Source organism: Vibrio sp. B1Z05 (assembly GCF_052955985.1).
The window spans coordinates 66,746-92,116 of sequence record NZ_CP130463.1 but is presented as its reverse complement, the minus strand read 5'-3'; the positions used below and the strand labels follow the sequence as shown (position 1 = coordinate 92,116).

28 protein-coding genes are annotated in these 25,371 nt (G+C 42.9%); 10 read left to right on the top strand and 18 right to left on the bottom strand.

The window, feature by feature from the left end; all coding sequences use genetic code 11:
• Window positions 1-305 precede the first annotated feature (305 nt).
• Both QV280_RS00450 and hemB read right to left on the bottom strand, forming a co-directional pair.
• The gene (locus QV280_RS00450; protein WP_152822106.1) at window positions 306-740 is read right to left on the bottom strand and encodes a GNAT family N-acetyltransferase; all 435 of its coding nucleotides are present in this window, start codon (window positions 738-740) and stop codon (window positions 306-308) included.
• 63 nt (window positions 741-803) lie between these two features.
• Window positions 804-1,817, bottom strand: a complete 1,014-nt coding sequence (hemB, locus tag QV280_RS00445; protein WP_152822104.1) for a porphobilinogen synthase — start codon at window positions 1,815-1,817, stop codon at window positions 804-806.
• 132 nt (window positions 1,818-1,949) lie between these two features.
• Here hemB and QV280_RS00440 point away from each other — a divergent pair, with 132 nt between their 5' ends.
• Window positions 1,950-2,711, top strand: coding sequence for a TatD family hydrolase (locus QV280_RS00440; protein ID WP_152822102.1), 762 nt, complete (start codon window positions 1,950-1,952; stop codon window positions 2,709-2,711).
• A gap of 227 nt (window positions 2,712-2,938) precedes the next feature.
• Here QV280_RS00440 and tatC read toward each other — a convergent pair whose 3' ends face one another.
• The 6 genes from tatC to ubiE are packed head-to-tail and all read right to left on the bottom strand — an operon-like array spanning window position 2,939 to window position 7,383.
• A complete protein-coding gene (tatC, locus tag QV280_RS00435) occupies window positions 2,939-3,676 on the bottom strand; it encodes a twin-arginine translocase subunit TatC (RefSeq protein WP_152822099.1) in 738 nt (245 codons plus the stop codon).
• 45 nt (window positions 3,677-3,721) lie between these two features.
• On the bottom strand, window positions 3,722-4,060 hold the full coding sequence (gene tatB, locus QV280_RS00430) for a Sec-independent protein translocase protein TatB (RefSeq protein WP_261823363.1): 339 nt from the start codon (window positions 4,058-4,060) through the stop codon (window positions 3,722-3,724).
• Window positions 4,061-4,063: 3 nt separating this feature from the next.
• On the bottom strand, window positions 4,064-4,321 hold the full coding sequence (gene tatA, locus QV280_RS00425; protein WP_152822097.1) for a Sec-independent protein translocase subunit TatA: 258 nt from the start codon (window positions 4,319-4,321) through the stop codon (window positions 4,064-4,066).
• Between the two features lie 36 nt (window positions 4,322-4,357).
• The gene (ubiB, locus tag QV280_RS00420; protein ID WP_152822094.1) at window positions 4,358-5,992 is read right to left on the bottom strand and encodes a ubiquinone biosynthesis regulatory protein kinase UbiB; all 1,635 of its coding nucleotides are present in this window, start codon (window positions 5,990-5,992) and stop codon (window positions 4,358-4,360) included.
• Window positions 5,989-6,597, bottom strand: a complete 609-nt coding sequence (locus tag QV280_RS00415) for a ubiquinone biosynthesis accessory factor UbiJ (protein ID WP_023402337.1) — start codon at window positions 6,595-6,597, stop codon at window positions 5,989-5,991. The genes ubiB and QV280_RS00415 overlap by 4 nt, the downstream gene beginning before the upstream one ends.
• A 12-nt stretch (window positions 6,598-6,609) precedes the next feature.
• Window positions 6,610-7,383, bottom strand: a complete 774-nt coding sequence (gene ubiE / locus QV280_RS00410; protein WP_023402336.1) for a bifunctional demethylmenaquinone methyltransferase/2-methoxy-6-polyprenyl-1,4-benzoquinol methylase UbiE — start codon at window positions 7,381-7,383, stop codon at window positions 6,610-6,612.
• A 316-nt stretch (window positions 7,384-7,699) separates the two neighbouring features.
• Between ubiE and QV280_RS00405 the strand changes: the two genes are divergently transcribed.
• Complete coding sequence (locus tag QV280_RS00405; protein WP_152822092.1) at window positions 7,700-8,602, top strand: DMT family transporter; 903 nt, start codon at window positions 7,700-7,702, stop codon at window positions 8,600-8,602.
• Between the two features lie 11 nt (window positions 8,603-8,613).
• On the opposite strand, the gene QV280_RS00400 is transcribed toward QV280_RS00405, so the two are convergent.
• A complete protein-coding gene (locus QV280_RS00400) occupies window positions 8,614-9,876 on the bottom strand; it encodes a hydroxymethylglutaryl-CoA reductase (RefSeq protein WP_152822090.1) in 1,263 nt (420 codons plus the stop codon).
• Window positions 9,877-10,222: 346 nt separating this feature from the next.
• Here QV280_RS00400 and QV280_RS00395 point away from each other — a divergent pair, with 346 nt between their 5' ends.
• Window positions 10,223-10,564 (top strand): hypothetical protein, encoded by a 342-nt coding sequence (locus QV280_RS00395; protein ID WP_152822088.1) that lies wholly within the window; start codon window positions 10,223-10,225, stop codon window positions 10,562-10,564.
• On the opposite strand, the gene QV280_RS00390 is transcribed toward QV280_RS00395, so the two are convergent.
• The 6 genes from QV280_RS00390 to ftnA all read right to left on the bottom strand — a co-directional run bounded on the left by QV280_RS00390 (window position 10,561) and on the right by ftnA (window position 15,080).
• Complete coding sequence (locus QV280_RS00390; protein ID WP_152822086.1) at window positions 10,561-11,121, bottom strand: hypothetical protein; 561 nt, start codon at window positions 11,119-11,121, stop codon at window positions 10,561-10,563. The genes QV280_RS00395 and QV280_RS00390 overlap by 4 nt on opposite strands.
• 29 nt (window positions 11,122-11,150) lie before the next feature.
• Window positions 11,151-11,621 (bottom strand): type II toxin-antitoxin system death-on-curing family toxin, encoded by a 471-nt coding sequence (locus QV280_RS00385; protein ID WP_152822084.1) that lies wholly within the window; start codon window positions 11,619-11,621, stop codon window positions 11,151-11,153.
• Window position 11,622: 1 nt separating this feature from the next.
• Window positions 11,623-12,636: a DNA-binding protein gene (locus QV280_RS00380; protein WP_152822082.1), complete on the bottom strand. Its 1,014-nt coding sequence runs from the start codon at window positions 12,634-12,636 to the stop codon at window positions 11,623-11,625.
• A 169-nt stretch (window positions 12,637-12,805) separates the two neighbouring features.
• Window positions 12,806-13,993, bottom strand: coding sequence for a BaiN/RdsA family NAD(P)/FAD-dependent oxidoreductase (locus QV280_RS00375; protein WP_152822079.1), 1,188 nt, complete (start codon window positions 13,991-13,993; stop codon window positions 12,806-12,808).
• A 158-nt stretch (window positions 13,994-14,151) separates the two neighbouring features.
• Window positions 14,152-14,475 (bottom strand): universal stress protein UspB, encoded by a 324-nt coding sequence (gene uspB / locus QV280_RS00370; RefSeq protein ID WP_023402331.1) that lies wholly within the window; start codon window positions 14,473-14,475, stop codon window positions 14,152-14,154.
• A gap of 77 nt (window positions 14,476-14,552) precedes the next feature.
• Complete coding sequence (gene ftnA / locus QV280_RS00365) at window positions 14,553-15,080, bottom strand: non-heme ferritin (RefSeq protein WP_023402330.1); 528 nt, start codon at window positions 15,078-15,080, stop codon at window positions 14,553-14,555.
• Between the two features lie 217 nt (window positions 15,081-15,297).
• Between ftnA and QV280_RS00360 the strand changes: the two genes are divergently transcribed.
• The gene (locus QV280_RS00360) at window positions 15,298-15,723 is read left to right on the top strand and encodes a universal stress protein (protein WP_023402329.1); all 426 of its coding nucleotides are present in this window, start codon (window positions 15,298-15,300) and stop codon (window positions 15,721-15,723) included.
• 80 nt (window positions 15,724-15,803) lie between these two features.
• On the opposite strand, the gene QV280_RS00355 is transcribed toward QV280_RS00360, so the two are convergent.
• Window positions 15,804-16,583: a class I SAM-dependent methyltransferase gene (locus QV280_RS00355; RefSeq protein WP_023402328.1), complete on the bottom strand. Its 780-nt coding sequence runs from the start codon at window positions 16,581-16,583 to the stop codon at window positions 15,804-15,806.
• Between the two features lie 115 nt (window positions 16,584-16,698).
• Here QV280_RS00355 and asnC point away from each other — a divergent pair, with 115 nt between their 5' ends.
• Window positions 16,699-17,160, top strand: a complete 462-nt coding sequence (asnC, locus tag QV280_RS00350; protein ID WP_023402327.1) for a transcriptional regulator AsnC — start codon at window positions 16,699-16,701, stop codon at window positions 17,158-17,160.
• A gap of 50 nt (window positions 17,161-17,210) precedes the next feature.
• Here the strand turns inward: asnC and prlC are convergent, their stop codons facing one another.
• The gene (prlC, locus tag QV280_RS00345) at window positions 17,211-19,253 is read right to left on the bottom strand and encodes an oligopeptidase A (RefSeq protein ID WP_152822077.1); all 2,043 of its coding nucleotides are present in this window, start codon (window positions 19,251-19,253) and stop codon (window positions 17,211-17,213) included.
• 114 nt (window positions 19,254-19,367) lie between these two features.
• On the opposite strand from prlC, the gene QV280_RS00340 reads away from it, so the two are divergent.
• The 5 genes from QV280_RS00340 (at window position 19,368) to QV280_RS00320 (ending at window position 24,522) form a co-directional block, all read left to right on the top strand.
• Window positions 19,368-20,207, top strand: a complete 840-nt coding sequence (locus tag QV280_RS00340) for a 23S rRNA (adenine(2030)-N(6))-methyltransferase RlmJ (protein WP_023402325.1) — start codon at window positions 19,368-19,370, stop codon at window positions 20,205-20,207.
• A gap of 47 nt (window positions 20,208-20,254) precedes the next feature.
• On the top strand, window positions 20,255-21,610 hold the full coding sequence (gene gorA / locus QV280_RS00335; RefSeq protein ID WP_152822075.1) for a glutathione-disulfide reductase: 1,356 nt from the start codon (window positions 20,255-20,257) through the stop codon (window positions 21,608-21,610).
• A 220-nt stretch (window positions 21,611-21,830) separates the two neighbouring features.
• The gene (locus tag QV280_RS00330) at window positions 21,831-22,211 is read left to right on the top strand and encodes an HAD hydrolase family protein (protein ID WP_152822073.1); all 381 of its coding nucleotides are present in this window, start codon (window positions 21,831-21,833) and stop codon (window positions 22,209-22,211) included.
• Window positions 22,202-23,788, top strand: a complete 1,587-nt coding sequence (locus QV280_RS00325; protein ID WP_152822071.1) for a capsular biosynthesis protein — start codon at window positions 22,202-22,204, stop codon at window positions 23,786-23,788. The genes QV280_RS00330 and QV280_RS00325 overlap by 10 nt, the downstream gene beginning before the upstream one ends.
• Window positions 23,785-24,522, top strand: a complete 738-nt coding sequence (locus QV280_RS00320) for a glycosyltransferase family 2 protein (RefSeq protein WP_367869616.1) — start codon at window positions 23,785-23,787, stop codon at window positions 24,520-24,522. The genes QV280_RS00325 and QV280_RS00320 overlap by 4 nt, the downstream gene beginning before the upstream one ends.
• Before the next feature lie 110 nt (window positions 24,523-24,632).
• Here the strand turns inward: QV280_RS00320 and QV280_RS00315 are convergent, their stop codons facing one another.
• The gene (locus QV280_RS00315) at window positions 24,633-25,043 is read right to left on the bottom strand and encodes an SPOR domain-containing protein (RefSeq protein WP_367869615.1); all 411 of its coding nucleotides are present in this window, start codon (window positions 25,041-25,043) and stop codon (window positions 24,633-24,635) included.
• Window positions 25,044-25,371: the final 328 nt, after the last annotated feature.

The window sequence follows — 25,371 nt, the reverse complement described above, 5'->3', positions numbered from 1 at the left end:
TAGGATGCCACGAGTCACTCCGCTTATCTAGATACCCTTGAATCACACTAACAAATATTGCGAATCTGAACAGAATTGCCTGTGGATAAGTGTGTGAGCAAATTATTTGCGAACTTCAAAAGCCTGTAGATAAAGTTGCTTTTATTGATTTTTAATCGTTAAAAATCAATAATTTAAATCAAATTTAGCGATCATTTAAAAGATCCTCACCTGATCGACGTGTGTGGACAAAGATTTTAAAGGGGAAATATTAAACAGCGCGCTTGCGCAACAAACAACCTCAATAGAGTAGCTCATTTTTCACGCTATAGGGATTTTTTAAAATAGAGTCGATTATGTAGAGGGTTTGGATAAGGTTCGCATTCTTCAATCCAATAACCATTTCTCAGTAGTAGCCTCAACATGGCCGCAAACTGATTTTGTGACTTAACGGTTAACCAGCAATATCCTGCCTCTTTCACCCAACGTTGCTGCTCGTTTAATAGCAATTGTGCAACACCTTTACCGCGAGCCTCAGCATTGACCCCACCTAGCCAACTGTAAAAAGTGTCATCGTCTTGCGCATAACCTATTTTAAAGCCGAGCAATACCCCACACTCTTCTGCGATAAGAATTAGTGATTTTTTGTTGTTTAGACGCAAGCTAAGAGTTTCAATACTCTCTGGTTTATTAAATTCAGAAATAGAGCTCATTACCTGCAAAGCTTCGGCCAATGAACCTTCACGAATGACAATAGACATGTCGCCTCCTCTACAAATACAAAAGGCCCTAAAAAGGGCCTCAGTCATCATGTCGCAATAGGGTTATTTGTCTTCTGATAACCACTGCGCCACGTCTTTGGCGAAGTAAGTTAAAATGCCATCTGCGCCAGCACGCTTAAAGCATAGCAAGGATTCTAAAACTGTTTCTCTTTCCTTTAACCAACCATTTTGAATGGCCGCTTTGTGCATCGCATATTCACCAGACACTTGATAAGCAAACGTCGGAACTTGCAACTCTGTCTTCACTCGGCGAACCACATCTAGATACGGCATACCGGGTTTCACCATGACCATATCGGCACCCTCAGCAATATCCAGCGCCACTTCGTGTAACGCTTCATCACTGTTTGCCGGGTCCATTTGGTAGTTCTTTTTGTCTGCGCCTTTTAAGTTGCTCGCAGAGCCGACCGCATCTCTAAATGGGCCGTAGTAGTTAGACGCATATTTGGCAGAGTAAGCCATGATCTGAGTATGAATGTGTCCGGCTTTTTCTAATGCTTCACGAATCTTACCAATGCGACCATCCATCATATCTGAAGGAGCGATAACATCCGCACCTGCCTCAGCATGTGAGAGTGCCTGCTTGATCAAAACCGCTGTGGTTTCGTCATTTTGCACATAGCCTTCATCATCAATGATGCCGTCTTGTCCGTGTGTGGTATAAGGATCAAGGGCAACATCGGTAATAACACCAATTTGCGGTACATGCTCTTTAAGCAAACGCACCGCGCGCTGCACTAAACCTTCTGAGTTATAAGCCTCAATAGCACACAGACTTTTTGCATCTTGGTTTACTACAGGGAATAGCGCGATGGCAGGAACCCCTAAGTTTGCTAGTTTTTCTGCCTCTTCCAACATGAGATCGATAGAAAGACGCTCAACGCCCGGCATAGATTCAACTGACTCACGACGATCTTTGCCCATCAAAATAAACATTGGGTAAATCAAATCATCAACGGTAATTTTGTTTTCTGCCATCAGACGACGGCTAAAGTCATGTTTACGCATGCGGCGCATTCTACGCGCAGGAAATGGGCTCTGAATAAGTGCGGACATGGTTCGATCCTTGTATGAAACAACTGTGCTAAATCATAACATTAACCATTCCACTAGGAACGCACAGAACATGAAAAATAGAACGAATGCACATATACTGGAGCACAAATAGCCAACAAATGATGTTTATCCATGATCGACACCCACGCCCATATTTATGCCAGTGAATTTGACCAAGATCGAGACCAAGTGGTAGAGCGCGCTCTGCAAGCTGGGATTAATCAAATATTACTGCCCAATATCGACCTAGAATCTATTCAGCCTATGCTAGCGACCGAAGCGGCTTATCCTGATATTTGCCGTTCGATGATGGGATTGCACCCATGTTATGTAAACCAAGACATCAAGCAAACCTTAACTGAGATAGAAAGTTGGTTTGATAAACACAACTTCATCGCGGTAGGTGAAATTGGCATTGATCTCTACTGGGACAAAACCTTTCGTAAAGAACAAGAATATGCGTTTTCCACCCAACTAAACTGGGCTAAAGAACGCGACCTTCCGGTCGTCATCCATACCAGAGATTCTATCGAGGAAACACTTAGCCTACTGAAGAAGGAACAAGACGGTTCTTTGCGTGGCGTATTCCATTGCTTTGGTGGCAGTGTCGAAGAAGCGAAAGCCATCAATGATCTTGGCTTTCATTTAGGGCTTGGCGGCGTATCAACCTTTAAAAATGGCGGTATGGATAAAGTCATTCCACACTTAGACTTACAATACCTGATACTAGAGACCGACTGCCCTTATCTTGCTCCTGTTCCTCACCGAGGTAAGCGCAATGAACCCGCCTACACTCAGTTAGTCGCACAGCGAGTTGCCGACCTGAGAGAGCTGAGCTTGACTGAGGTAGATGCACTCACCACTCAAAACGCAGTGCAGTTATTCAACCTATAAAAAAAATCCCCAACGGGGATTTTTTTCATTGATTAAGCGATAGAGAAAGCAGTATCTATTTTGCTTATACCAATCACACTAAGTAAGTGATCAGAACTAGCGCAGGAAAAATTCTCGAGAACAAGGCAGAATTTTTCGATAAGTAGTTATTCTACAATCAAAAATTCTAACGCCGTTATCGAGCATTTTAACGAGCTAGAATGACCAGTTATTTAGTACGATTGGTATTACTCTTCGTCCTCATCTTTTCGAGTATAGAAGCGCGCAAAGAACAAGCCGACCTCAAATAACAGCAGCATTGGCACAGCCAACAAGGTCTGAGAAATAATATCAGGCGGAGTTAGCATCATGCCAATCACAAAAGCGGCCACAACCACAAAAGGTCGCTTGGCTTTTAATGTTTGCACGTCTGTTGCTCCCGTCCAACACAGCAAGATGATGGCAACCGGTACTTCAAATGCGATGCCGAACGCTAAAAATAACGCTAAAACAAAATCGAGATAACTGGAGATATCCGTCGCAAACTCAACCCCACCTAGCGATATGGCAGTAAAAAAGCCAAACACCAGCGGGAATACCACAAAGTAGGCAAACGCTACACCGCAGTAAAACAATAGCGAACTAGAGAACAGCAGTGGCATCACCAAGCGTTTCTCATGCTTATACAACCCTGGCGCAACAAAGGCCCACACTTGATACAAGATAAACGGAACGGCGAGAAATACTGAAGCGATTAAAGTCAGTTTAAGTGGCGTAAAAAACGGTGACGCGACATCCGTTGCAATCATCGTTGCCCCTTCGGGTAAACGATCAATTAAAGGAGCCGATACGAACTCATAGATATGACCTGAAAAATAAATCAGGCATAGAAACACCACCATCACTGCGCTAATTGCACGCAATAAACGAGTGCGTAACTCAATCAGATGGCTCATCAATGGCTGGTTGGAATCAACCGAAGACATAGAAACCTCTATAAATAACAAAAGGGGCAGCAGTGCCCCTATTGATTAATCTTGCGACTTAGGAGAAGACGACTCTTTGGTGCTTGTTGAAGACTTGTAGGGTTGCTGAACACTTTGTGCAGCTTCTTTTAGCTCTTCTACAGATTGACGCAGTTCTGGAGACATATCTTTCATCCCCAACTGCTCTGCTTTTTTCAGGTTTTCCTGAAGTTCATGAATTTTGAGCTCATGATCCAACTCATCTTTGACATTATTTGCCATAGATTTTGCTGAATTAACAAAGCGAGCCACGCTACGAATAGCAACAGGGAGGCGCTCAGGCCCCAAGACAATCAACCCCAAAACGGAGATGAGTATCAGCTCCCAAAAACCAATATCGAACACAGATTAAACCTGCTCTTTGTCTTTTTGCTTCTCAGTGCTCTGTTCTGCAGTTTTTTGCTCAGAAATGTTTTTCTTCTCAAAGTCTGCATCATTTGACTCTTTAGCTTCTTTAGTGACAGCTTCTTCCTCTGACATCGCTTTTTTAAAGCCTTTCACTGCCGAGCCAAGATCGCCACCAATACCACGCAATTTCTTTGTTCCAAATAATAGAACTACGATCACTGCAATGATTAAAAGTTGCCAAATACTAATTCCACCCATGTGTAATAACCCTTGTATCTATTTTTATATAAATAATTATTTACGGTAGGTAAACCAACTTAACATCCAAGCTAGCAATCCTAAACCACCAACCCCTGAAGAAATCAAAGGGTTATCATTAACGTAAAGTATGGACGAGCATACGATAAATGTAGCCCCTATTCCAAACATAAATTGGCCTGTAGCATGTTGTCTCTTCGTTTGTCGATATCCCTCATATAAATTCTCGACTTTTTGAGATAAATGCTTGCTATTCTTTAAGTTGTCATAAAGTAGCTCAGGCAATTCGGGTAACTTTTCTGCCCAAAATGGCGCGCGTTCTTTAATGGAATTCACCACAGCTTGTGGCCCCACTTGCTGACCCATCCATTTTTCCAAAAATGGCTTCGCTGTCGCCCACAAATCAAGTTGCGGATAAAGCTGTCGTCCCAAACCTTCAACATACAATAAGGTCTTTTGTAGTAACACTAATTGTGGTTGAACTTCCATATTATAGCGACGGGCTGTGTTAAATAGATTAAGCAACACATGACCAAACGATATTTCACACAGCGGTTTAGCAAATATCGGCTCACACACCATGCGAATCGCAAACTCAAATTCTTGAACATTGGTATCGGCAGGTACCCAACCAGAATCGACATGTAATTGAGCTACTTTTCGATAATCACGGTTAAAGAATGCCAACAGGTTTTCGGCCAAGTAACGCTTATCATCGGCGTTAAGTGTGCCAACAATACCGCAATCTAAACCAATCCATTGTGGATTCTCTGGATGGGAATATTGCACAAAGACATTACCAGGGTGCATATCAGCATGAAAAAAGCTGTCGCGGAAAACCTGAGTGAAAAAGACAGTCACGCCACGCTCGGCGAGCAACTTCATATTGGTGCCGTTGTTTTTTAGCCCTTCAATATCTGACACTTGAATGCCGTAGATACGTTCAGACACCATTAAGTTTTTACTGCTCAGATCTGGAATGATCTCAGGAACATACAGCTCTTCGCTATTTTCAAAATTGCGACGCAGCTGCATTGCATTGGCGGCTTCTCGGCGCAGGTCTAGCTCATCAATTAAGGTTTTTTCATACTCGGCAACCACCTCGACAGGTTTTAGCCTGCGTGCTTCAGGAACCGCTTTTGCCAATAACTTCGCCATGCGATACATCAGCTTAATGTCCGCATCAATAACAGGGCGGATATCAGGACGAATAATTTTTAGAACAATTTCTCGACCAGAATCTTTTAACTTAGCGGTATGCACTTGCGCAATCGAAGCCGATGCTAAGCACTCGATATTAAAATCATCAAACCATTGCTCTACTGGCCCACCTAAAGCAAGCTCAATGTGCTTCTTTGCTAAGTGCCCTTCAAACGGGCCTACGCGATCTTGCAGCAGTGCCAGTTGGTCGGCGATATGCGGAGGGAATAGATCGCGACGGGTAGACATCATTTGCCCAAACTTAATCCAAACCGGACCTAGCTCTTGCAATGCCAAACGCATGCGATGGCCTAACTCTTTATCTGGATGTTTGTTCTTTATCCAAAACAGTGCCTTGCGAGCTAAGCGTGGAAACTTAGCCAGATCATGCTCAGGTATCAGCTCATCGAGCCCATATTCAAGTTTAACGCGTGTAATCTGGTATAAACGCTTTAGCTCAGAAGGAGTCATTGCTGGCTCTCCGTTAAACGCGCTAGGCGTTGCTCAAGAGAAACTAACTTAGCTTGCACATCGTCCACTTGATCGCAGAAGTTGGCGACCGCCAACGGTGAAGGGGCTAATTCCCACTCTTCAGTAATAACGTGTTTAAGGTGAGTGGTGTGTTTTTGCGCACTACTTTGTAGAAATGACAGTCCGCTTTTTGCTCCTGACACGAGCGTGTGAGCGGCAACATCACCAACAACCTTAGACAGAATCTCTGCTATATCTGGCTTACTCAACTGCATCAAAGTCGCAAACTGTTGCCCTACTTGCATATCTCCAGCAACAGACAGTTTGTCTTGTTTAAAGAGCTCGTTAATGTTGGCCTGTTGCTGTAAATCGCGTAGCGCAGTAAGACTTAAGGTCAACTCACAATCCGGAGTCCCCTCAAATGCTGCCAACACATCAATTTGTTGGCTACAAACAAAAATCAGACTTTTATTCAGCTCTTTTAAGTTCAAACGAATAGTCGAGCCTTTCATACGAGCTAATTGTTTTTGACTTTCAGGTTGCTGTTTTATCAGCGAATTAAAAGAAAACTCAACAGCTGCTGTTACTAAAGAATCAATGGGCATTAAAGTGTTCCACTAAAATTTGTAACCACGGTGCAAAGCAACAATGCCACCGGTTAGGTTGTAATAGGTGGTTTGCTCAAATCCTGCGTTTTGCATCATACCTTCTAATGTTTCTTGGTCTGGGTGCATACGGATCGATTCAGCAAGGTAACGATAGCTTTCTTTATCGTTGGCGATGATGCCCCCTACTTTCGGTAGGATGTGAAACGAATAGGCATCGTAAATCTTAGAAAGTGGCGAGAAGATTGGTTTAGAAAACTCAAGTACCAATAAACGACCACCGGGCTTAAGCACTCGGTACATTGAGCGCAAAGCTTTGTCTTTGTCCGTTACATTACGTAGGCAAAAGCTAATGGTAATGCAGTCAAAGTAATCATCTGGGAATGGTAATTCCTCAGCATTGGCTTGCACGTAATGAACATTACCTACCACGCCAGTATTTCTTAATTTGTCACGACCGACATTCAGCATTGAATTGTTGATATCAGCTAGAACAACATGTCCTGTATCACCCACTATACGTGAAAACTTAGCGGTAAGATCTCCAGTGCCGCCACCGAGATCAAGTATCTTCTGCCCTGAACGTGCACCACTACAATCAATAGTGAAACGTTTCCATAAGCGATGAATACCACCCGACATCAAATCGTTCATCAGGTCATATTTACTGGCAACCGAATGAAAAACCTCGGCCACTTTAGTTACCTTTTCATTTTTAGCAACGGTCTTAAAACCAAAATGGGTAGTGTCTTGTGAGGTTTGTTCTAGGGGTTCTTTAACGCTCATATCTATGTTCTATCTCTGAATTCATATTTCAGAGAGATATGACAAAAAGCCATTAACTTCAAGCACACCTCCCTACCACGCTCGCAAATCTAGTTGCAAACGAACCAACAAGTCTACTTTATACATCAACGCTTGTCTTTGTTGAAATACGCTCAATTTTATTGAAGTTGCATAACTGTGAATAAATACATCAACAGCACCTCATCTTGTTACTTTACTATCTAGCCTCTTCAATTGAAGATTGGCGCATAACCACAAAATCTATAGACTAAGCTCTGTTTGATTCCCTCAACTTTCTGGAGCTTTAAAGCCCTTAATGAATGAACGTAAAGCTCTTATTTTAGGACTCAGTGCCGTATTACTTTGGTCAACGGTTGCAACCGCATTTAAGCTGACGTTAGCCGAGTTCACGCCAATTCAAATGCTAACTTGTGCCAGTATTGTTTCGGCAATCGCACTGCTAATCGTGTGCATACTGCAAAACAAAACCCACCTCATTATCCGCACTTTTGTGGCTAACCCTTTTTATTATCTGATGCTAGGGCTAATTAACCCTCTGGCTTATTATCTTATTTTATTTAAAGCCTATGACCTTTTACCTGCCTCACAAGCTCAACCCATAAACTACAGTTGGGCGATAACACTGACATTAATGGCGGCTCTCTTTTTAGGGCAAAAAATACGCCCTCAAGATTGGCTAGCTTGTCTGTTTGGCTACTTTGGAGTGGTGGTTATTGCCACCCAAGGGGATATTTTAGGGATGCAGTTTTCTAGCCCTAGCGGTGTTGCATTAGCACTGTTATCTACTTTATTGTGGGCTGGATATTGGATTTTAAACGCCAAAAACAAAGCCGACCCTGTGGTGGCGGTATTGCTTGGGTTTTTAGTGGCAATACCGCTGGCTATCGCTTTATCAATTTGGGAAGGTGCAGCTTGGCAAATGAGCAGCAAAGGATGGTTGGCTGTCACTTATGTTGGTCTATTTGAAATGGGGATCACTTTTGTGTTGTGGTTGGGCGCACTCAAAGCGACTCAAAACACTGCAAAAATTAGTAACCTAATTTTTATCTCGCCGTTTATCTCTTTGTTGTTGCTGGCCAATATTTTAGGCGAGGAAATTCATCCTTCTACCCTATTTGGCTTAGTATTAATAGTTGCTGGACTGATTATCCAGCAACTAAAACGAGCAAAACGTCCGTCTAAACAACGGCAGACTTAATCGCTTATCGATTATTTACGCGCTAATTTATGATGGGCACGCGAAAAGTGCCCGGCACAAAAAGCGCCCACAATAGACAGCTCACCGGCTAAACAAAGAGCGGCAGCTACCTCAGCCAATGCTTGCGATTTGCCATTGCCATGTAACCCCATTAAATCTAAACAGGCTTTCTGGCTTGGTAGGCCCGTACCACCACCGACCGTACCCACCATCAAGTTGGGTAAGGTAACACTGGCATACAGGTCGCCATTTTTATCCACTTCGAGTCTTGTCATACCCACCGCAGATTCAGCAACACACGCAGCATCTTGACCACAAGCAATGTATAAAGCAGCCAATGCATTGGCATAATGAGCATTAATACCAATCGTGCCACTGAGCGCGCCACCTACAGTGGTAATTTGGGCAAATTGCATCATTTTTTCAGGCGTCGTATGTAGGTACTTTTCAATAAGAGCTGCTGGAATATGCGCTTCTGCGGTCACTTTTTTGCCTCGCACACTACGCAAGGTTTGCGCATTGGCTTTTTTGTCGCCAGAAAGATTACCATCAAGAAACGCATGCTCAGGCTCAACCGGCGTATGCTGTAAAATATACTCAAGTACCGCATTGGTGGCGATAGTCACCATATTCTGCCCCGATGCATCACCCGTTAGGAATTCAAACACCAAGTACACATGATTACCTTCAATGCTAACGCTAATATCCGTTAGTTTCCCATGAGAGGTGGTCTGCTCGGCAATAGATTTGAAGGTGGCATACTGAGTCACAACCCAAGCCACAAATTGCCCTGCTTGGCTAAGATCAAAGAAAGCAAAAGCCGGTGTACGAGTAACACCTTCATTAAGTAGCATCGCACTAGCGCCACCAGCGGCGGTCAACAGTTGTGAACCTCGGTTGTATGAGGCGACTAATGCTGCTTCAGTGGTTGCCAAAGGCACCAAAAAATCTTGCTTAGCAAATAGCCCGTTCACACGCAAAGGGCCCGCCATACCCACTGGCATTTTTACCGTACCGATAAAGTGCTCAATATTTTTCGCATACGTCAACATGTGCTGCTGGGTATGTTCATCCAACAGGTGCTGCTGTGCGTCATCATTATCAAGAGTCGCCCAACGTCGCTGAACATTTCTTTCTGTTAAATAAGGACTCTTGGTCAGTTTTGTCGTTGGAGGCTCAAAGTGAGGTTGCAGAGCCTCATTACGCAGTGAGGAGTCGAGATCTGAACTGAGTGATGAAGTGTGATCAGGTCGGTGTAGATTTAATTTAGGCATATTTCTCACTTTAGGGTTGTCGCAAATTGCGCAGATTCCTTCCCTAGTGCAATCCATTTTTATCGTACAAACAGCGTAACTGAGCAGAGTACGAACATTCCCCCCCAATTACAACGCCATAGAAACAATTGTTAATAAACTAAAAGTACACCAAATATAACAAGTTAAGATGAACATTAACTGCTGAGTCTCACGTAAACTCAGTATAAAGATGAACTCATTCAAGACTCTTATGCTCAATGCGCATAAAAATGAGAAATAACATTACTCGACAACCCTTTTGATTAAAGATTAATCAATGGCAGAATGCCCGTCCGCGCAAAGTTGTAATTTGAGGTGTTTCGCGATGATGGTTTTGATGTACTCAGTATTGGCAGTTTCCAGCGTAAGTTTAGGTGCCATACAAATCCTAAAAAAGAAAACACCAAATAGCAGCGATAAAGCTTCAGAAGAGATCACTCAGTACTTAAAAGAAACCCATTACTGGGCAGAAGAGTATCGACACGCACAAATCAGCTACCAAAGATTACACACTGAATTCATGCACAAAATTGCCGACATGAACCGTCAAAACCCAGCCCAACAACAAGCCAATAACCTTGCGCTTAACGAGCTAAAAATGCACGTTGAGCAACGAAAGATGAGAATGCAACGCGCAGAAAAACGTTATCAAGAATTAACCCACTAAGTTGTGAGGTTACCGTCCTGTACTTTTTTAGTTGTATATCCTTGCGCTGGGTGATTTGGCGTTGTGGGGTATGCAAGAAATAACTGCTGAGTCTTCACCATATAGCTAAGATAGTTTTTCCTCAAAGTGTCTGCTTTCATGTTCAACAGCACAGCCAAATCCGCTAGTTTTAAACAATGAGGAACCGCTTCATTACATAGCTGTTTGATTGTTTCCTCTACATCAACTTTTAAGTTTCGCTTTGTATTTTGTGAAATAGGCAACGCGATTTGCTTTAGCTCATCCCACAATAATTCATCACTTTCATTTTGAAAGTCCGGACCTTGACATGGAAGGTCCGGAGTTAGGTCCGGCACTTTTTTATCTAGGTCCGGACTTGCTTGCTCAAACAGTGATAATTGAGCAACACTAGGAGAAGCAACAAAAGTAATACTCTTTCCTGCCTCATTATCTAGAGTTGGAACTTCAATTCCCTTTAGATGATAGATCTTGCTTTTATGGTTTCCTGCTGACTCTAAATATCCGGTTGAAACTAACTGGCTTAAGGCTAATGTCACTTTTAACTAAAGGTAAAACTAATCATTTCTTATTGTTGCTTACTTTCTTCTGCCCGTTGGACCGCTTCATAGATTTCTAGCCTCAACACCTCAGAGTACTCATCCTCATACAGGATAGAACTGATAATCTTATGCAATAATTCCTTGCTTATAACATTATCGGCGACCCAAACTACAATGTTTTCCATTTCCCGAACGAAATGCCGCACCATGTAGTCAAACCCGTTGAGCTCCAGAAAGTAGGCTCCAAGTGCAAGTGAAGAGCGCTTGTTCCCATCAGTAAAAGCGTGATTTTTATTGATTGAGAATACCAAGTGTGTAAGTTTGTCTTCAATTTCTGGGTAGTAAGTGTCGTTTTGAATGTGCTCCAATGGACTATCCAAAAGACCAATGTCTTTCGTACCAGCTTTCCCTCCAGCATTCTCAATTATCCAGTCATGTATTTTGACAGCATACGATACATCAAAATAAAAGAATCTTGGTTGAATCTCTCCAATCATATCAACGATCCTTCAACCGTTTGAATACATCTAATGTATCTGGATCACTGAGTTGCTCCTCTAGAGACTTGCTTTTCTCACCAAGGAAGCGCTCAAAGTCAGCTTCTGGAACCGATTTAATATAGGCTTCCAGTTTTTCATGCAAAGCATCTCTAAAGCACAAGTCTCTGCTGGCCATTTTTGTTCTAGCATCGGTTATCAGCGGTTTAAAGAGTGGATGCTGCTCAAAGCTGCCGAATAACAGCTCTGCCTCTTTCTGCGTCAATGGACGGCCCATGCTGGTACTCTGGCGCTCTAGCTCGTGAGCAATACCAGATTCAAAACTGGCGATAAGTGTGAGCACTTCGGAGTACATGGTTTCACGGATCTTATCCTTTTCGGCCAGCTTGAGTATTTTCTTATACTCCGCAGCATTCTCATGGAAAATGCTTTGGTAGATCAGGTTAGTAAAGCGGCCATACTTCCACTTATTGCCGTCTACGTACTTGTCTAAGGCGTCGGTAAACAGTTTGCGGTAGTTTTCCTCCTGGAACGCGGCCATCAAGTAGTCTTGATCGCGCTGGTTGATGAACTTGGTGTGACCTCCTGCGCGTTCAGCGAGTACATCAATCACAATATCGAGTACGCGAGAGCGCAGTTCTTTTGCTCGCTCACTGTCAGTGAGTAGCATACCTAGGTTCAAAATAGCGCGAAAAGTAAAAACCCCTAACACCGTAGTTTTGGTACCCTCACTGATGAGGGTACCAATAGCTATCTCCTTGAATTTCCTTAACTTAGCACCTCTTAGTAAGGTGTAACCATTTACTTTTAGCTCATCTCCGTGTGAAGACAAGTAGCGTTCTACAGTGGCATCGCTGATATCATATAGCTCTATCACCTGTTGTTTGGTAAATACTGTTTCACCGTCAAACGGCACACCACCTAAAGCGAGGTGTTGCTCAGCTTTTTGCAAAGCGTAACGATTATTTAGAATATTTTGTCTATCATGCAAAGACTCTGTGAGATCTTTAGCCATGTTGAGCCTCCTATAATTCAATATTGGATTTTACCGTAACCTGCCCGTTCATTAGCATAGGAAGAAGCCAATCACGCAATGCTATTAGCTGTTGAAGGGGGGACTCCCTCCAACTATCTGGCCTAAATTATCTAAAGTTCCGTACAAACTTTATTGTTCACAAACAATATCATACAGCTTGACCTGTAACCCAACCTGACGACCATGCCCATTGGAAGTTATACCCTCCTAACCAGCCCGTTACATCCATCACTTCACCGATAAAGTACAAACCAGGAATGGTTTTGCACTCCATAGTTTTAGAGGACAGATGATCGGTATTGACGCCACCTAAAGTGACTTCCGCAGTGCGATAACCTTCAGTGCCATTAGGTACTATTTGCCAGCCTTCTAGGGCCTCACTGATTTGATCGTATTCTTTATGGTTCAACTGCTTTAGTGGCTTATCGGTAAATAGCTTACGCTCCATCAATACTTCAATCAGGCGCTTAGGCAGCACTTTGGCTAAGACATTTTTCAGCGATTGGTTGGGATGGCTTTCTCGACTTTGAGCCAGTAACTCTGCGATATCGGCTTCTGGTACAAGGTTGACGGTCACTTTTTGTCCTGCGCGCCAATAAGAGGAGATTTGCAGGACGGCAGGGCCAGATAGACCACGATGAGTAAATAGCAGTGCTTCTTTGAAAACGGTGCCATTTTCGGCGGTGATTTCTGCAGGGATAGCAATGCCAGAGAGTTCGCTAAAATCCAGCTTGTCTTGTTTGTGCAAGGTAAATGGCACCAAGCCTGCGGTGGTCGGTATCACATCTAGGCCAAACTGCTCAGCAATTTGGTAGCCAAATGGGGTAGCTCCGAGTTTGGGCATAGATAGGCCGCCCGTTGCCACAACTAAAGAGTCGCAGCGGATTGGTTCACCATTGGCCAAAAGGGTAAAGCCTTGTTCTGCTTGTTCAATCTCTGTCACTGCCACTTGATAGCGGAATTGAACCCATGCAGGAGGACATTCTGCTAACAACATTTTGACGATATCTTTGGCAGTATCCACACAGAACAGTTGTCCATGATCACGCTCTTCAAATTCAATGCCATGCTTGCTTACCATAGAGATAAAATCCCAATTGGTGTATTGCGACAATGCTGATTTTACGAAGTGTGGGTTGCTACAAATAAAGTTAGCCGCAGAGACATCGTAGTTACTGAAATTACAACGTCCGCCACCAGAGATAAGAATTTTACGGCCCGGCTTCTTGGCATGATCGACCACCAGCACGCGTTTATTCCGTTTTCCGGCTTCTGCTGCACACATTAAACCTGCGGCACCGGCACCAATAATCACGACATCAAAGTGTTCACTCATTTTTTATATCTCGGGCTGTTAGAACAACAAAAGGGCATGCGAACGATCGCATACCCTTCTTAATTGGCACATTCTACCCAGATGCAAGGCAGACTTTCAAACAAGATTTGTGTTATTAGCGATTCGAAACCTTATTTGAGCAATGCTCAGCATAATGATTACACGCTAAAGGCGGCCAATAATGTCACCCCAAGTAAAGCACAACTTAGTATAAACAGCTCTCGCACTTTGTCGCACTTCCCGACAAACACAGGATCATGGTGTTGAGAGTATTCTTTACTTTTTAAGTAGTTAAACAACCTAAACTGCTTCACTACATTACCTTGAGTGGTAAAAAATCCACGCCCATCTACCTGCTGATACAGTAGTGGGTGCGCTTCACGCATAACAAAAATAAGTGCTCTTAAAGTGCTAATGTAACGCACGCAATTAACCGCAGTGACGCTCATAAGCGCAAAAATAATCAAATCCCCACTGATCATCTTTATTCCTCCCTATTTCCTCTGGGAGACGACAAGACAACCAATGAGAACCGGTTGTTTAAGCGAGTAACAACAAATTACTCAGCTGCCGTATCCATGATAGAGGATGAACCTTCTTTAGCCATTGTTGCTAGGTCTTTGTCGATAAAGAACAATGCCTGACCGTTCTCACCAACCAACTCTAGCTTGTCTAAAATCCCTTTAAACAATTTCTCTTCTTCGTGTTGCTCTGCCACATACCACTGTAAGAAATTGAACGTTGAGTAGTCTTGGCTTGTGAAGGCCACATGAGCGAGTTTGTTGATCCTTTCAGTGATCATGCACTCATGCTCATAAGTTTCGCGGAAAACTTCTCCTAAGCTCGCAAATTCGTGTTTTGGCGCCTCAATAGCCCCAAGAATAGGCAATGCACCCGTTTCACTTACATAGGTAAATAGACGCTGCATATGTTCCATTTCTTCAACGGCATGTTTGCGCATAAATTCTGCTGCACCATCGAAACCTTTGTCTTCACACCAAGCACTCATTTGTAAGTATAGATTGGATGAGAAAAATTCTAGGTTTATTTGCTCGTTTAAATTTTCGACCATCTGCTGTGACAGCATAAGACATTCCTCTTCTTATTAGCTTTATGTGTTGTTTAAGCGAATATGCTACCGATTTGGTATGAATATACGTTACCAGACTTTGCCCTAAATCAACATTCTCTTTATTTTGTGCGTTTAAAAGCTCAACTTAAGATCACTGAGACAAAAATAGTGTCACTCCCTGCTAAAATAAAATTATAGACACATTATTTATCATTTTAACAAGGAGCCGATTATGAGTTACAAACATATTGTTGTTGCCCTCGACCTAGGAGAGCAAAGTGAGTACTTAGCCAATCGAGCGGCAAACCTTGCAAGGGCACTTGATGCCAAGCTTTCTTTCATCCATATCGATATCAACTACACCGAGATCTACACAGGTTTAATTGAAGTAAACTTAATGGATAGCCAAGTCGCCTCAACTAAAAACTCAACTAAACAGTTACAAGAACTGGGTGACAAAATTGATTATCCGATAGACGGTATATTGGTTGGTCGCGGAGATTTAGTCGATGAACTCTCTGAAGCAATTGATGAAAAAGGATTTGATTTGGTGGTGTGTGGACACAACCAAGATTTCTGGGGAAAATTGCTTTCTAACACTCGCCATATGATTCACGAAGTGCCTGTTGACCTATTGGTTGTACCGCTAAAAAGCTAAAAGTACCTAACGGCGATATACTCAAATATCGCCTTTAATCACAGCAATAGCATTCCTAGCAATGGGAATGCTATTATTTTTTATTTCATTGATGAAATGACATACACATCAAAACGATTTTTCTTGGTCTCAATGGCCATACTCGGTTTGACTCCATCTAACCACTGCGCATAATCCGGCCTTTTCACCACAACTCGCTTAGTCGCCAATTGCAATGCTGGAGCAAGCAAACCGTCCGCATCTTGGTCTGCCCCAACTAATGTTTGAAATACACGCATCTCTTTTTTAACCAGAGCGCTCTTTTTCTTGTTCTCAGGATGCGGATACATAGGGTCTAGGTAGATAACATCAGGGCGCTGAAATTCATTATCTTGCGCCAATTGCGATAACGCATCTAAGCTAGAAGCGTGCAGTAAGGACATTCGCTCACTCATCCACCCGCCAATATCAGGGTCTTGCTGAGCTCGAGCTAAACCGTCATCAAGCAATGCCGCGACAACCGGATTACGCTCAATCATCTGCACTTTGCATCCCAAAGACGCCAGCACAAACGCATCACGGCCTAAGCCAGCCGTGCCATCTAATACCGTTGGCATTGCTCCTTTATTCAGCCCTGCCGCTTTTGCTATTGCCTGACCTTTACCGCCACCAAACTTACGGCGGTGCGCTACTGCTCCAGTGACAAAATCGACGCAGATAGCACCCAACTTTGCTTCATCAAGCTTCTTTAGCTCTAGACGTTCACCCAACTGCAGTGCAAACTGACTATCAGGATCGTGTTGTAAATTCCAACGCTCAGCTAAGGCTTGAATTTGTCGTTGTTTGTCTTCGGACTGCGCTAGAAGTTGAATCTGCAACATCATCTCTCTAAAGTTTAGGGGCCTATAGACCTTGATTATACCAATCATCGTCATTGGTATTAAGATGCTCCTAGTTTACCGCATTCTACTTATCTCTGTCTCTTAAGGAACGTTAATGAACAATAACCCGATGCTAGATCAGCTCGATAAAGACATTTTGAAAACATTAATGGAAGATGCGCGTACTCCATACGCAGAAATGGGCAAACGATTTAATGTTAGCCCCGCCACCATACATGTGCGAATCGAAAAGATGAGAGCTGCCGAGGTTATTGAAGGAACAGAGGTTATCGTCAACACCAAAAAGCTCGGCTACGACGTGTGCTGTTTTATCGGTATCAACCTGAATGCGGCTAAAGATTATCACTCAGCATTAGAAAAATTGAATGCTTTGGATGAGGTGGTAGAGGCGTATTACACCACTGGCGCTTACAGTATTTTTGTCAAACTCATGTGTCGATCCATTGAAGAATTACAACATGTACTGATTAATAAATTACAAGCTATCGATGAAGTGCAATCCACCGAAACCCTTATCTCCTTACAAAACCCAATCAACAGAAACGTAAACCCATAAAAAAGCCACCTCAATTGAGGTGGCTATATAATCACAAGAACATTACGCGATTAAGCGTCGATACCTGCGTGGCGCAGTAGCGCATCAATTTTTGGTTCACGACCACGGAAGCGTTTGAATAGCTCCATTGGTTCTTCACTTCCGCCCATCTCAAGGATGTTGTTTAGGAAGCTTTGACCCGTTTCAGTATTGAAAATACCTTCTTCTTCAAAACGAGAGTACGCATCTGAAGACAGCACTTCAGCCCATAGGTAGCTGTAGTACCCAGCGCTGTAGCCACCAGCAAAGATATGGCTAAATGCATGTGAGAAACGGTTCCATTCTACACTTGGGAATACGGAGACTTTGCTCTTAACTTCTGCAAGAGTTTCCAGTACGCGAGCTCCAATTTCAGGATCGTAATCAGTGTGTAAAGTGAAGTCGAACAAACCAAGTTCAAGCTGACGCAAAATAAAGATAGCGGATTGGAAGTTCTTCGCCGCTAGCATTTTTTCCAGCATTTCTTTTGGTAATGGTTCGCCTGTTTGGTAGTGACCAGAGATGAAGGCAAGAGCATCTTCTTCCCAACACCAGTTCTCAAGGAACTGACTTGGTAGCTCAACCGCATCCCAAGCAACACCATTGATACCAGAAACCGCAGCAACATCTACTTGAGTCAGCATATGGTGAATACCATGGCCAAACTCATGGAACAAAGTCACGACTTCATTGTGAGTAAATAGAGCGGGTTTATCCCCAACAGGTTTGTTGAAGTTACAAGTTAGGTAAGCCACTGGCGTTTCAAGTTCACCCGCTTCAGTAATGCGGCGAGGACGACAGTCATCCATCCATGCACCACCTTGCTTGTGTTCACGAGCATAAAGATCAAGGTAGAAGCTACCTCTTAGTTCACCTTGCTTGGTTTTGATATCAAAGAAACGAACAGACTCATGCCAAACATCCACACCCTGACGCTCTTGCACTACAAGACCAAAAACGCGCTCCAACACTTCAAATAGACCCGCAACAACTTTGCTTTCAGGGAAGTAAGGACGTAGATCTTCATCAGAAATACTAAACAGCTTCTGTTTTTGTTTTTCGCTGTAATAAGCGTTATCCCACACGTTTAACTTAGTCACGCCAAATTCTTTTTCTGCAAATTGACGCAACTCTTCCGCTTCACGCTCGCCTTGAGGTTTCGCTTTAGTGGCTAAGTCATTTAAGAAGCCAAGAACTTGTTCTGGAGATTCAGCCATCTTAGTGGCTAGTGAGCGCTCACTAAAGGTAGAGAAGCCTAACATACGAGCAATTTCATGACGCAGTTTTAGCTCTTCAGCAATAATTTCAGTGTTGTCCCATTTGCCTGCGTTTGGACCGCGATCAGAGGCACGAGTACAATATGCTTCGTACATTTCTTTACGCAGTTCTTGGCTGTCACAATACGTTAGCACTGGAACATAAGAAGGGATCTCTAGCGTTAACAAGTAGCCATCAAGACCTTTTGCTTGCGCCGCAGCCTGTGCTGCTTCTAGCGCTGATTCAGGCATACCTGCTAGCTCAGCAACGTCTTCAATGTGCTTGCTCCAACCCATAGTGGCATCAAGTACATTGTTTGAGAATTTAGAGCCTAGCTCTGATAGACGCTTGCTAATTTCGCCATAGCGACCTTGCTCTACAGCAGGAAGACCAATGCCAGACAGTTCAAAATCACGTAATGCATTGGTGATTGTTTTCTTCTGAGCTTGGCTTAATTGTTCAAAGCTTGCATCCGCTTTAATTGCTTTATAAGCCTCATACAAACCTTTATGTTGACCAACCCAAGTGCCGTATTCAGAAAGTATCGGTAGACAACTCTCGTAAGCCTCACGAATCTCATCGCTGTTCGCAACTGAGTTTAAATGACTTACTGGTGACCATAAACGTGAAAGAACGTTATCTACCTCATCGATAGGCACACATACGTTTTCCCAAGTTGGGTGAGTGTTGTCTTTCAATACTTCCTCTGTTTTCTGACGGCAGTCAGCAATAGCCTTTTCAACCGCAGGTTTAATATGCTCAGGCTTGATCTCTGAGAAATGTGGCAGATCCACAATATTGAGAAGTGGGTTCGACATAGGTGTTCCTTTTAATTTTCCGGCTTATTGTTCTTTAGATAGTGGCGACTTATGCAAAATTCAATAGTCGAGTATAATATGAATTGATCATTACCTACTCATTTGGGAGTCACCTTGCTCAGCTACCGTCACAGCTTTCATGCTGGAAATCATGCAGACGTGGTAAAACACATTGTTCAAAGCCTTATACTTGATGCCTTAAAGCAGAAAGACAAGCCTTTTGTCTATCACGACACTCATTCCGGTGTAGGTCGTTACGATTTGACCCACGAGTGGTCAGAAAAAACCGGTGAATACAAACAAGGCATCGCCAAATTATGGCAACAAAGTGACCTACCTGCCGAACTTACTGGTTATCTCGATGCTATTCGCAGCCTAAACGACGGTGACGAGCTTAGATACTACCCTGGCTCTCCTCGTGTGGCTCGTGCACAAATTCGCAGTGGCGACCGCATGGTTCTCACTGAACTGCACCCAAGCGACTTCCCGTTATTGCTACAAGAATTTCATCGTGACCGCCAAGTTCGCATGTTCAAAGACGATGGTTTTGTGCGCCTAAAAGCCAGCTTACCACCCAAAGAACGTCGCGGACTGGTGCTTATCGACCCTCCTTACGAGCTAGCCAAAGAATATCGCGATGTAGTACAAGCTATCGCGCAAAGTTATAAGCGTTGGGCTACAGGCATTTATGCAATCTGGTATCCTGTAGTTAATCGCTACGATATCGACGACATGCTTAAAGGTTTGAAAGGCTTAGGTATTCGTAACATATTGCAGATAGAGCTTGGGGTATCTCCTGATACTAACGAGCGCGGCATGACAGCATCAGGCATGATTGTGATTAATCCGCCATGGAAACTAGAAAGCCAAATGCAAGCTCTGTTACCAGTATTGAAGCAAGCGATCGCCCCTGCGACAGGGCATTTTAAGGTTGAATGGGTTGTACCCGAGTAAATTCACCCAATATAACGATAAAGATTACAAGAATTCTGGAGAACTTAATGACAACTCACTTTGACTATATCTGTATTGGTGGTGGTAGCGGTGGCATTGCATCAGCAAACCGTGCATCTATGTATGGAGCCAAAGTTGCTCTAATCGAAGCAAAAGACCTTGGTGGCACCTGTGTAAACGTAGGTTGTGTGCCTAAAAAAGTAATGTGGCATGGCGCGCAAGTCGCGGAAGCTATCAACCTTTACGCTGAAGATTACGGCTTTGACGTTGAGCTAAAAAGCTTCAACTGGTCAAAACTTATCGAAAGCCGTCAAGCATACATAGGTCGCATTCATCAATCTTATGACCGTGTATTGGGCAACAACAAAGTAAATGTCATCAAAGGCTTTGCTAAATTCATTGACGCTAAAACTGTTGAAGTAGACGGTACACAATACACCGCTGATCATATCCTGATTGCCGTAGGTGGTCGTCCAACGATTCCTAACATTCCAGGTGCTGAGTACGGCATCGACTCAAACGGTTTCTTTGAATTAAACGAACAACCAAAACGTGTTGCGGTTGTTGGCGCAGGCTACATTGCAGTAGAAATCGCAGGCGTATTAAGCGCTCTAGGCACTCAAACTGACCTGTTTGTACGTAAAGAGTCTCCTCTACGTAGCTTTGACCCAATGATCATCGATACCCTAACAGAAGTGATGGCCGCAGAAGGTCCAACGCTACATACACACTCTGTTCCTAAAGAAGTGGTAAAAGAAGCGGACGGCAGTTTAACTCTGCACCTAGAAAACGGCAGCAGCCACAATGTAGACCAGCTTATCTGGGCAATTGGTCGTCACCCTGCAACGGATGCTATAAACCTAAGCAACACTGGCGTAGCAACCAACGAGCGTGGCTACATCAAAGTTGACGAATACCAACAAACCAATGTTAAAGGCGTGTACTGCGTTGGCGACATCATGGAAGGCGGTATTGAACTAACACCAGTAGCAGTAAAAGCAGGCCGTCAACTTTCTGAGCGTTTGTTTAACAACAAACCAGAAGCGAAAATGGACTATAACCTAGTCCCTACCGTGGTATTTAGCCACCCACCAATCGGTACTATCGGTCTTACTGAGCAACAAGCTATTGAGCAATACGGCGAAGACAAAGTTAAGGTATACACCTCTGGCTTTACCGCTATGTATTCAGCTGTCACTAAGCACCGTCAACCATGCAAAATGAAACTGGTCTGTGCTGGCGACAATGAACAAGTGGTTGGTCTACACGGCATTGGTTTCACTGTTGATGAAATGATTCAAGGTTTCGCAGTCGCAATGAAGATGGGCGCAACTAAGGCTGACTTTGATGCCGTAGTCGCAATCCATCCAACGGGCTCGGAAGAGTTCGTCACGATGAGATAATCGCGCTTTGCGTCTTCGCCAGCTCAATTTTAGGTTGGCATATTTAAGAATAAAACGCCTGATAATATTCATCAGGCGTTTTTTATCTTAGAGTGATATTCGTTACTTTAACAACACATCATTAAGTGCTTAGGTAAACATAACGCACATAAAAAGGGCTAATAAGCCCCTTATCTATGGTAAATTGTCCGCCTATACCTCAGCCTACCGTATATCTATTATGAAAAAATTAATTTTAGATCTTGATGGAACGCTAACCCAAGCTAATACCTCAGATTATAAGAACGTTCTACCTAGATTAGATGTCATCGAACAAGTTCGTCACTATAAAGAACAAGGGTTCGAAATTGTCATATCGACAGCAAGAAATATGCGAACTTACGAGGGGAATGTAGGTAAGATCAATATTCATACTTTACCTATCATCACCGAATGGCTTAATAAACATAATGTTCCCTATGACGAAATCATTGTTGGAAAGCCATGGTGTGGACACGATGGTTTCTATATTGATGATCGTGCAGTCAGACCCTCAGAATTTGCTACCTTAAGCTACGATGAGATTAATCAACTGTTTAAGGCTGAAAAACAATGTTCTTAATTATGTCAGGAGCCTATGTAGGCCAAGAACTAGAGTCTGAATTTGGAAAGATCCCACCAAGCTTTCTGCCTCTGGGAAATAAACGACTCTTTCAACACCAAGTTGCCCTAGCAGCCAATAATCTGGATGTTTTCTTATCGGTACCTGATTCCTTTGAGGTCTCAGCCATAGATAAAGCTTGGCTAGATGCTCACAACACGACTCTACTGCGTATTCCTGAAGGGTTAAGTCTCGGAGCTTCTTTAGTGGCTGCCGTCAATATCTCTGAACATAGTCTGAATAAACCTTTGCACATCCTTTACGGAGATACTCTGTATCAAAGTTTACCGGTTGGCGATGACATCGCCAGTATTTCGATTGCAAAAGGCAGCTACAACTGGGCAACGCTAAGTGGTGATAAAAGTCACTGGCTAACCAATCGCGATTCTCTAGAAAGTTCTGAACCACAAAAAGTCATCGACGGTTATTTTAAGTTCAGCAATCCTAGAGAGTTGATCAAAAATATCACTCAGAGTGAATGGGACTTTATTAAGAGCTTAAACCTCTACCAAAAAGGTATTGGCCTTACGACTGTAGAATCAAATCATTGGTTAGATTTTGGTCATGTAAATACCTATTACAATTCAAAAGCAGAATTTACGACACAAAGAGCCTTCAATAAACTCACCATCACCTCAAAGTGGATAGAAAAATCAAGCACTAAAGACGCGAAGATAGCGGCAGAAGCCAACTGGTTTGCAAAACTACCTTACGAACTAAGAGGGAATATACCTCAATATCTTGGCTCAAAATTTGAAGACGGTAAAACGTCATACCGCTTGGAATATTTACACCTTACAGCCTTAAATGAGCTCTTCGTATTTTCTAAACTTCCTTGCCATATTTGGACCCAAATACTGACAAGTTGCGTTGAGTTTTTGTCTCTTTGTAAAGAAATTAAAGCACCAAATAACGACAGTGGTAATTCTTTAGAGCAATTATTCACGGATAAAACCAAGCAGCGCTTAGAAGAATATTGCCGAGTTCAAAACATCACTTTAGATCAAAAGTGGCATATCAATCACTCTGCACCACTATCAATCAATGACTTGCTAGAAGAAAGCCATAAGCATCTACCGTTACAGGAAGAGCAAGATTCCGTTTTACATGGTGACTTCTGTTTTAGCAACATTCTATATGACTTTAGAGCAGGTAAAGTAAAAGCGATTGACCCAAGAGGAATCACGCCAAGTGATGAGCAATCTCTGTTTGGGGATATCCGCTATGACCTTGCAAAACTAAGTCATTCTATTTTGGGTCTTTATGATTGGATTATTGCCGGCTACTACATGGTCAAAATTGAAGGTCAACACATTCACTTTGATATTGCTGAAGAGAAACAGCATAAAGAAACTCAGCGATCCTTTATAGAATTAATCACTAAGAAGTTTAACGTAACGGCTCATAACCTTTACGCTATGCAAATTCAGTTATTTCTTTCAATGCTGCCTTTGCATGCTGATGATAAAAAACGTCAGCAAGCATTATTTGCCAACGCATTCCGTCTCCATCAAATTCTAGTGAGGTTAGAACAGTGATCGTTATTCCTATGGCGGGCATGAGCTCGCGTTTTTTCAAAGCTGGCTATACAAAACCTAAGTACATGTTAGAAGCTCATGGAAAAACACTATTTGAACATTCAGTTGACAGTTTCAAAGCTTACTTTTCTTCGCAACCTTTTCTATTTATTGTGAAAAACGTTTTTGACACTCCTGATTTCGTCAAAGATAAAGCTATAGAAATGGGGATTAAACAGTTCCATATTGTTGCGCTAGACATTGATACACGAGGCCAAGCCGAAACCGTAACTTTGGGTTTGGAGAAGCTAAAAGCACAAGGCGTTGAATACTCAGGCTCAATAACGGTCTTTAATATTGATACATTCAGGCCAGAGTTCATTTTGCCAAAAGTCAGCGAGTGCTCTGATGGTTATCTAGAAGTATTTAAAGGTGAAGGCCCAAACTGGTCATTTGCTAAGCCTAGCTCTGCTGATTCAACCAAAGTGGTGCTAACAGCAGAAAAAAAACCAATCTCAAACCTGTGCAGTACGGGACTATATCATTTCAAACGCATCGAAGATTATTTAGAAGCTTATGAGAATTATCTCGCCAAACCTCAAAGTGAATGGGAGAAAGGAGAGCTTTACATTGCTCCTTTATACAACCACCTCATTGAAAAGGGACGAGATATTCATTATCACCTCATTAAAAATGACGAAGTTATTTTTTGTGGTGTACCAAGCGAGTATGAAGAGTTTAAGGCTAAATTATAACTCCCCTAAGATGGGCATATTTAAATTCAAGGGCAATACTTTTTCTCATTAATCACATCGGCAAAAAACGGGCACTTCCACTTCCTTCTTATCGCCGATGTTCGATTTATCTACTTCTCAACCTCCCGAATAAACGACTTCTCGAAACCACTGACGGTTCTTAATTGAGTCACCTCAAGGCTGGCTTGAGCAAAGTCATCGTATGGGCCGATTAAGCAGCGTTTGCCTTTCTTTTCGGCTTTGTTCCAAATGGAAGATGAGACGTTGGGGTAGATTTGATTGACTTGCTCTAAGGTGAGTTCTTCAGGGAAAAAGCCGCACTGGATCCAGAATGTGGATTTGGCATAAATGGGTTTGCTTTTACCCCATAAAGACACCCCTATCGGGCACTCTTCTCCTAGCAATGCGGGCTTATCAAAGGACTCTTGAGTTGCCGAACATAAGAAGTTGCTCGCTTGGACACTGCTGCAGGTAAGTAACAACGCAATGCTGTAAAACAGAGATAATGTTATTGGCTTCACTTTGCTTACAACCCTCTCACCCGTTAAATCAATCACTTCCGAAAGATTAGTCGAGTGTTGCGTTATTCGCCAATGCATCATACCAATCACACTAAGTAAGTGTTCAGGAATAGCGCCGGAAAAATGCTTGAGAACAAGGCAGAATTTTTCGATAAGTAGTTATTCTACAATCAAAAATTCTAACGCCGTTATCAAGTATTTTAACAAGCTAGAATGAGCAATTATTTAGTACGATTGGTATATCTAATGCTCTGTTACACCGGTCGAGAATTGGCTGAAAAAAGAGCGCTCAATACATAGTATTGAGCGCTTCCTTTTAAATCAAACT

What these genes read in the sequence shown, in the direction of transcription:
- QV280_RS00415 (WP_023402337.1), bottom strand. Translation starts at nt 6,597, where the DNA reads ATGCCCATTGATTCTTTAGTAACAGCAGCTGTTGAGTTTTCTTTTAAT.
- QV280_RS00375 (WP_152822079.1), bottom strand. Translation starts at nt 13,993, where the DNA reads ATGAGTGAACACTTTGATGTCGTGATTATTGGTGCCGGTGCCGCAGGT.
- QV280_RS00400 (WP_152822090.1), bottom strand. Translation starts at nt 9,876, where the DNA reads ATGCCTAAATTAAATCTACACCGACCTGATCACACTTCATCACTCAGT.
- QV280_RS00440 (WP_152822102.1), top strand. Translation starts at nt 1,950, where the DNA reads ATGATCGACACCCACGCCCATATTTATGCCAGTGAATTTGACCAAGAT.
- tatC (WP_152822099.1), bottom strand. Translation starts at nt 3,676, where the DNA reads ATGTCTTCGGTTGATTCCAACCAGCCATTGATGAGCCATCTGATTGAG.
- hemB (WP_152822104.1), bottom strand. Translation starts at nt 1,817, where the DNA reads ATGTCCGCACTTATTCAGAGCCCATTTCCTGCGCGTAGAATGCGCCGC.
- QV280_RS00325 (WP_152822071.1), top strand. Translation starts at nt 22,202, where the DNA reads ATGTTCTTAATTATGTCAGGAGCCTATGTAGGCCAAGAACTAGAGTCT.
- asnC (WP_023402327.1), top strand. Translation starts at nt 16,699, where the DNA reads ATGAACAATAACCCGATGCTAGATCAGCTCGATAAAGACATTTTGAAA.
- ubiE (WP_023402336.1), bottom strand. Translation starts at nt 7,383, where the DNA reads ATGAGCGTTAAAGAACCCCTAGAACAAACCTCACAAGACACTACCCAT.
- QV280_RS00380 (WP_152822082.1), bottom strand. Translation starts at nt 12,636, where the DNA reads ATGGCTAAAGATCTCACAGAGTCTTTGCATGATAGACAAAATATTCTA.
- ubiB (WP_152822094.1), bottom strand. Translation starts at nt 5,992, where the DNA reads ATGACTCCTTCTGAGCTAAAGCGTTTATACCAGATTACACGCGTTAAA.
- QV280_RS00450 (WP_152822106.1), bottom strand. Translation starts at nt 740, where the DNA reads ATGTCTATTGTCATTCGTGAAGGTTCATTGGCCGAAGCTTTGCAGGTA.
- QV280_RS00395 (WP_152822088.1), top strand. Translation starts at nt 10,223, where the DNA reads ATGATGGTTTTGATGTACTCAGTATTGGCAGTTTCCAGCGTAAGTTTA.
- ftnA (WP_023402330.1), bottom strand. Translation starts at nt 15,080, where the DNA reads ATGCTGTCACAGCAGATGGTCGAAAATTTAAACGAGCAAATAAACCTA.
- prlC (WP_152822077.1), bottom strand. Translation starts at nt 19,253, where the DNA reads ATGTCGAACCCACTTCTCAATATTGTGGATCTGCCACATTTCTCAGAG.
- QV280_RS00385 (WP_152822084.1), bottom strand. Translation starts at nt 11,621, where the DNA reads ATGATTGGAGAGATTCAACCAAGATTCTTTTATTTTGATGTATCGTAT.
- QV280_RS00360 (WP_023402329.1), top strand. Translation starts at nt 15,298, where the DNA reads ATGAGTTACAAACATATTGTTGTTGCCCTCGACCTAGGAGAGCAAAGT.
- uspB (WP_023402331.1), bottom strand. Translation starts at nt 14,475, where the DNA reads ATGATCAGTGGGGATTTGATTATTTTTGCGCTTATGAGCGTCACTGCG.
- QV280_RS00330 (WP_152822073.1), top strand. Translation starts at nt 21,831, where the DNA reads ATGAAAAAATTAATTTTAGATCTTGATGGAACGCTAACCCAAGCTAAT.
- QV280_RS00405 (WP_152822092.1), top strand. Translation starts at nt 7,700, where the DNA reads ATGAATGAACGTAAAGCTCTTATTTTAGGACTCAGTGCCGTATTACTT.
- tatA (WP_152822097.1), bottom strand. Translation starts at nt 4,321, where the DNA reads ATGGGTGGAATTAGTATTTGGCAACTTTTAATCATTGCAGTGATCGTA.
- gorA (WP_152822075.1), top strand. Translation starts at nt 20,255, where the DNA reads ATGACAACTCACTTTGACTATATCTGTATTGGTGGTGGTAGCGGTGGC.
- QV280_RS00355 (WP_023402328.1), bottom strand. Translation starts at nt 16,583, where the DNA reads ATGTTGCAGATTCAACTTCTAGCGCAGTCCGAAGACAAACAACGACAA.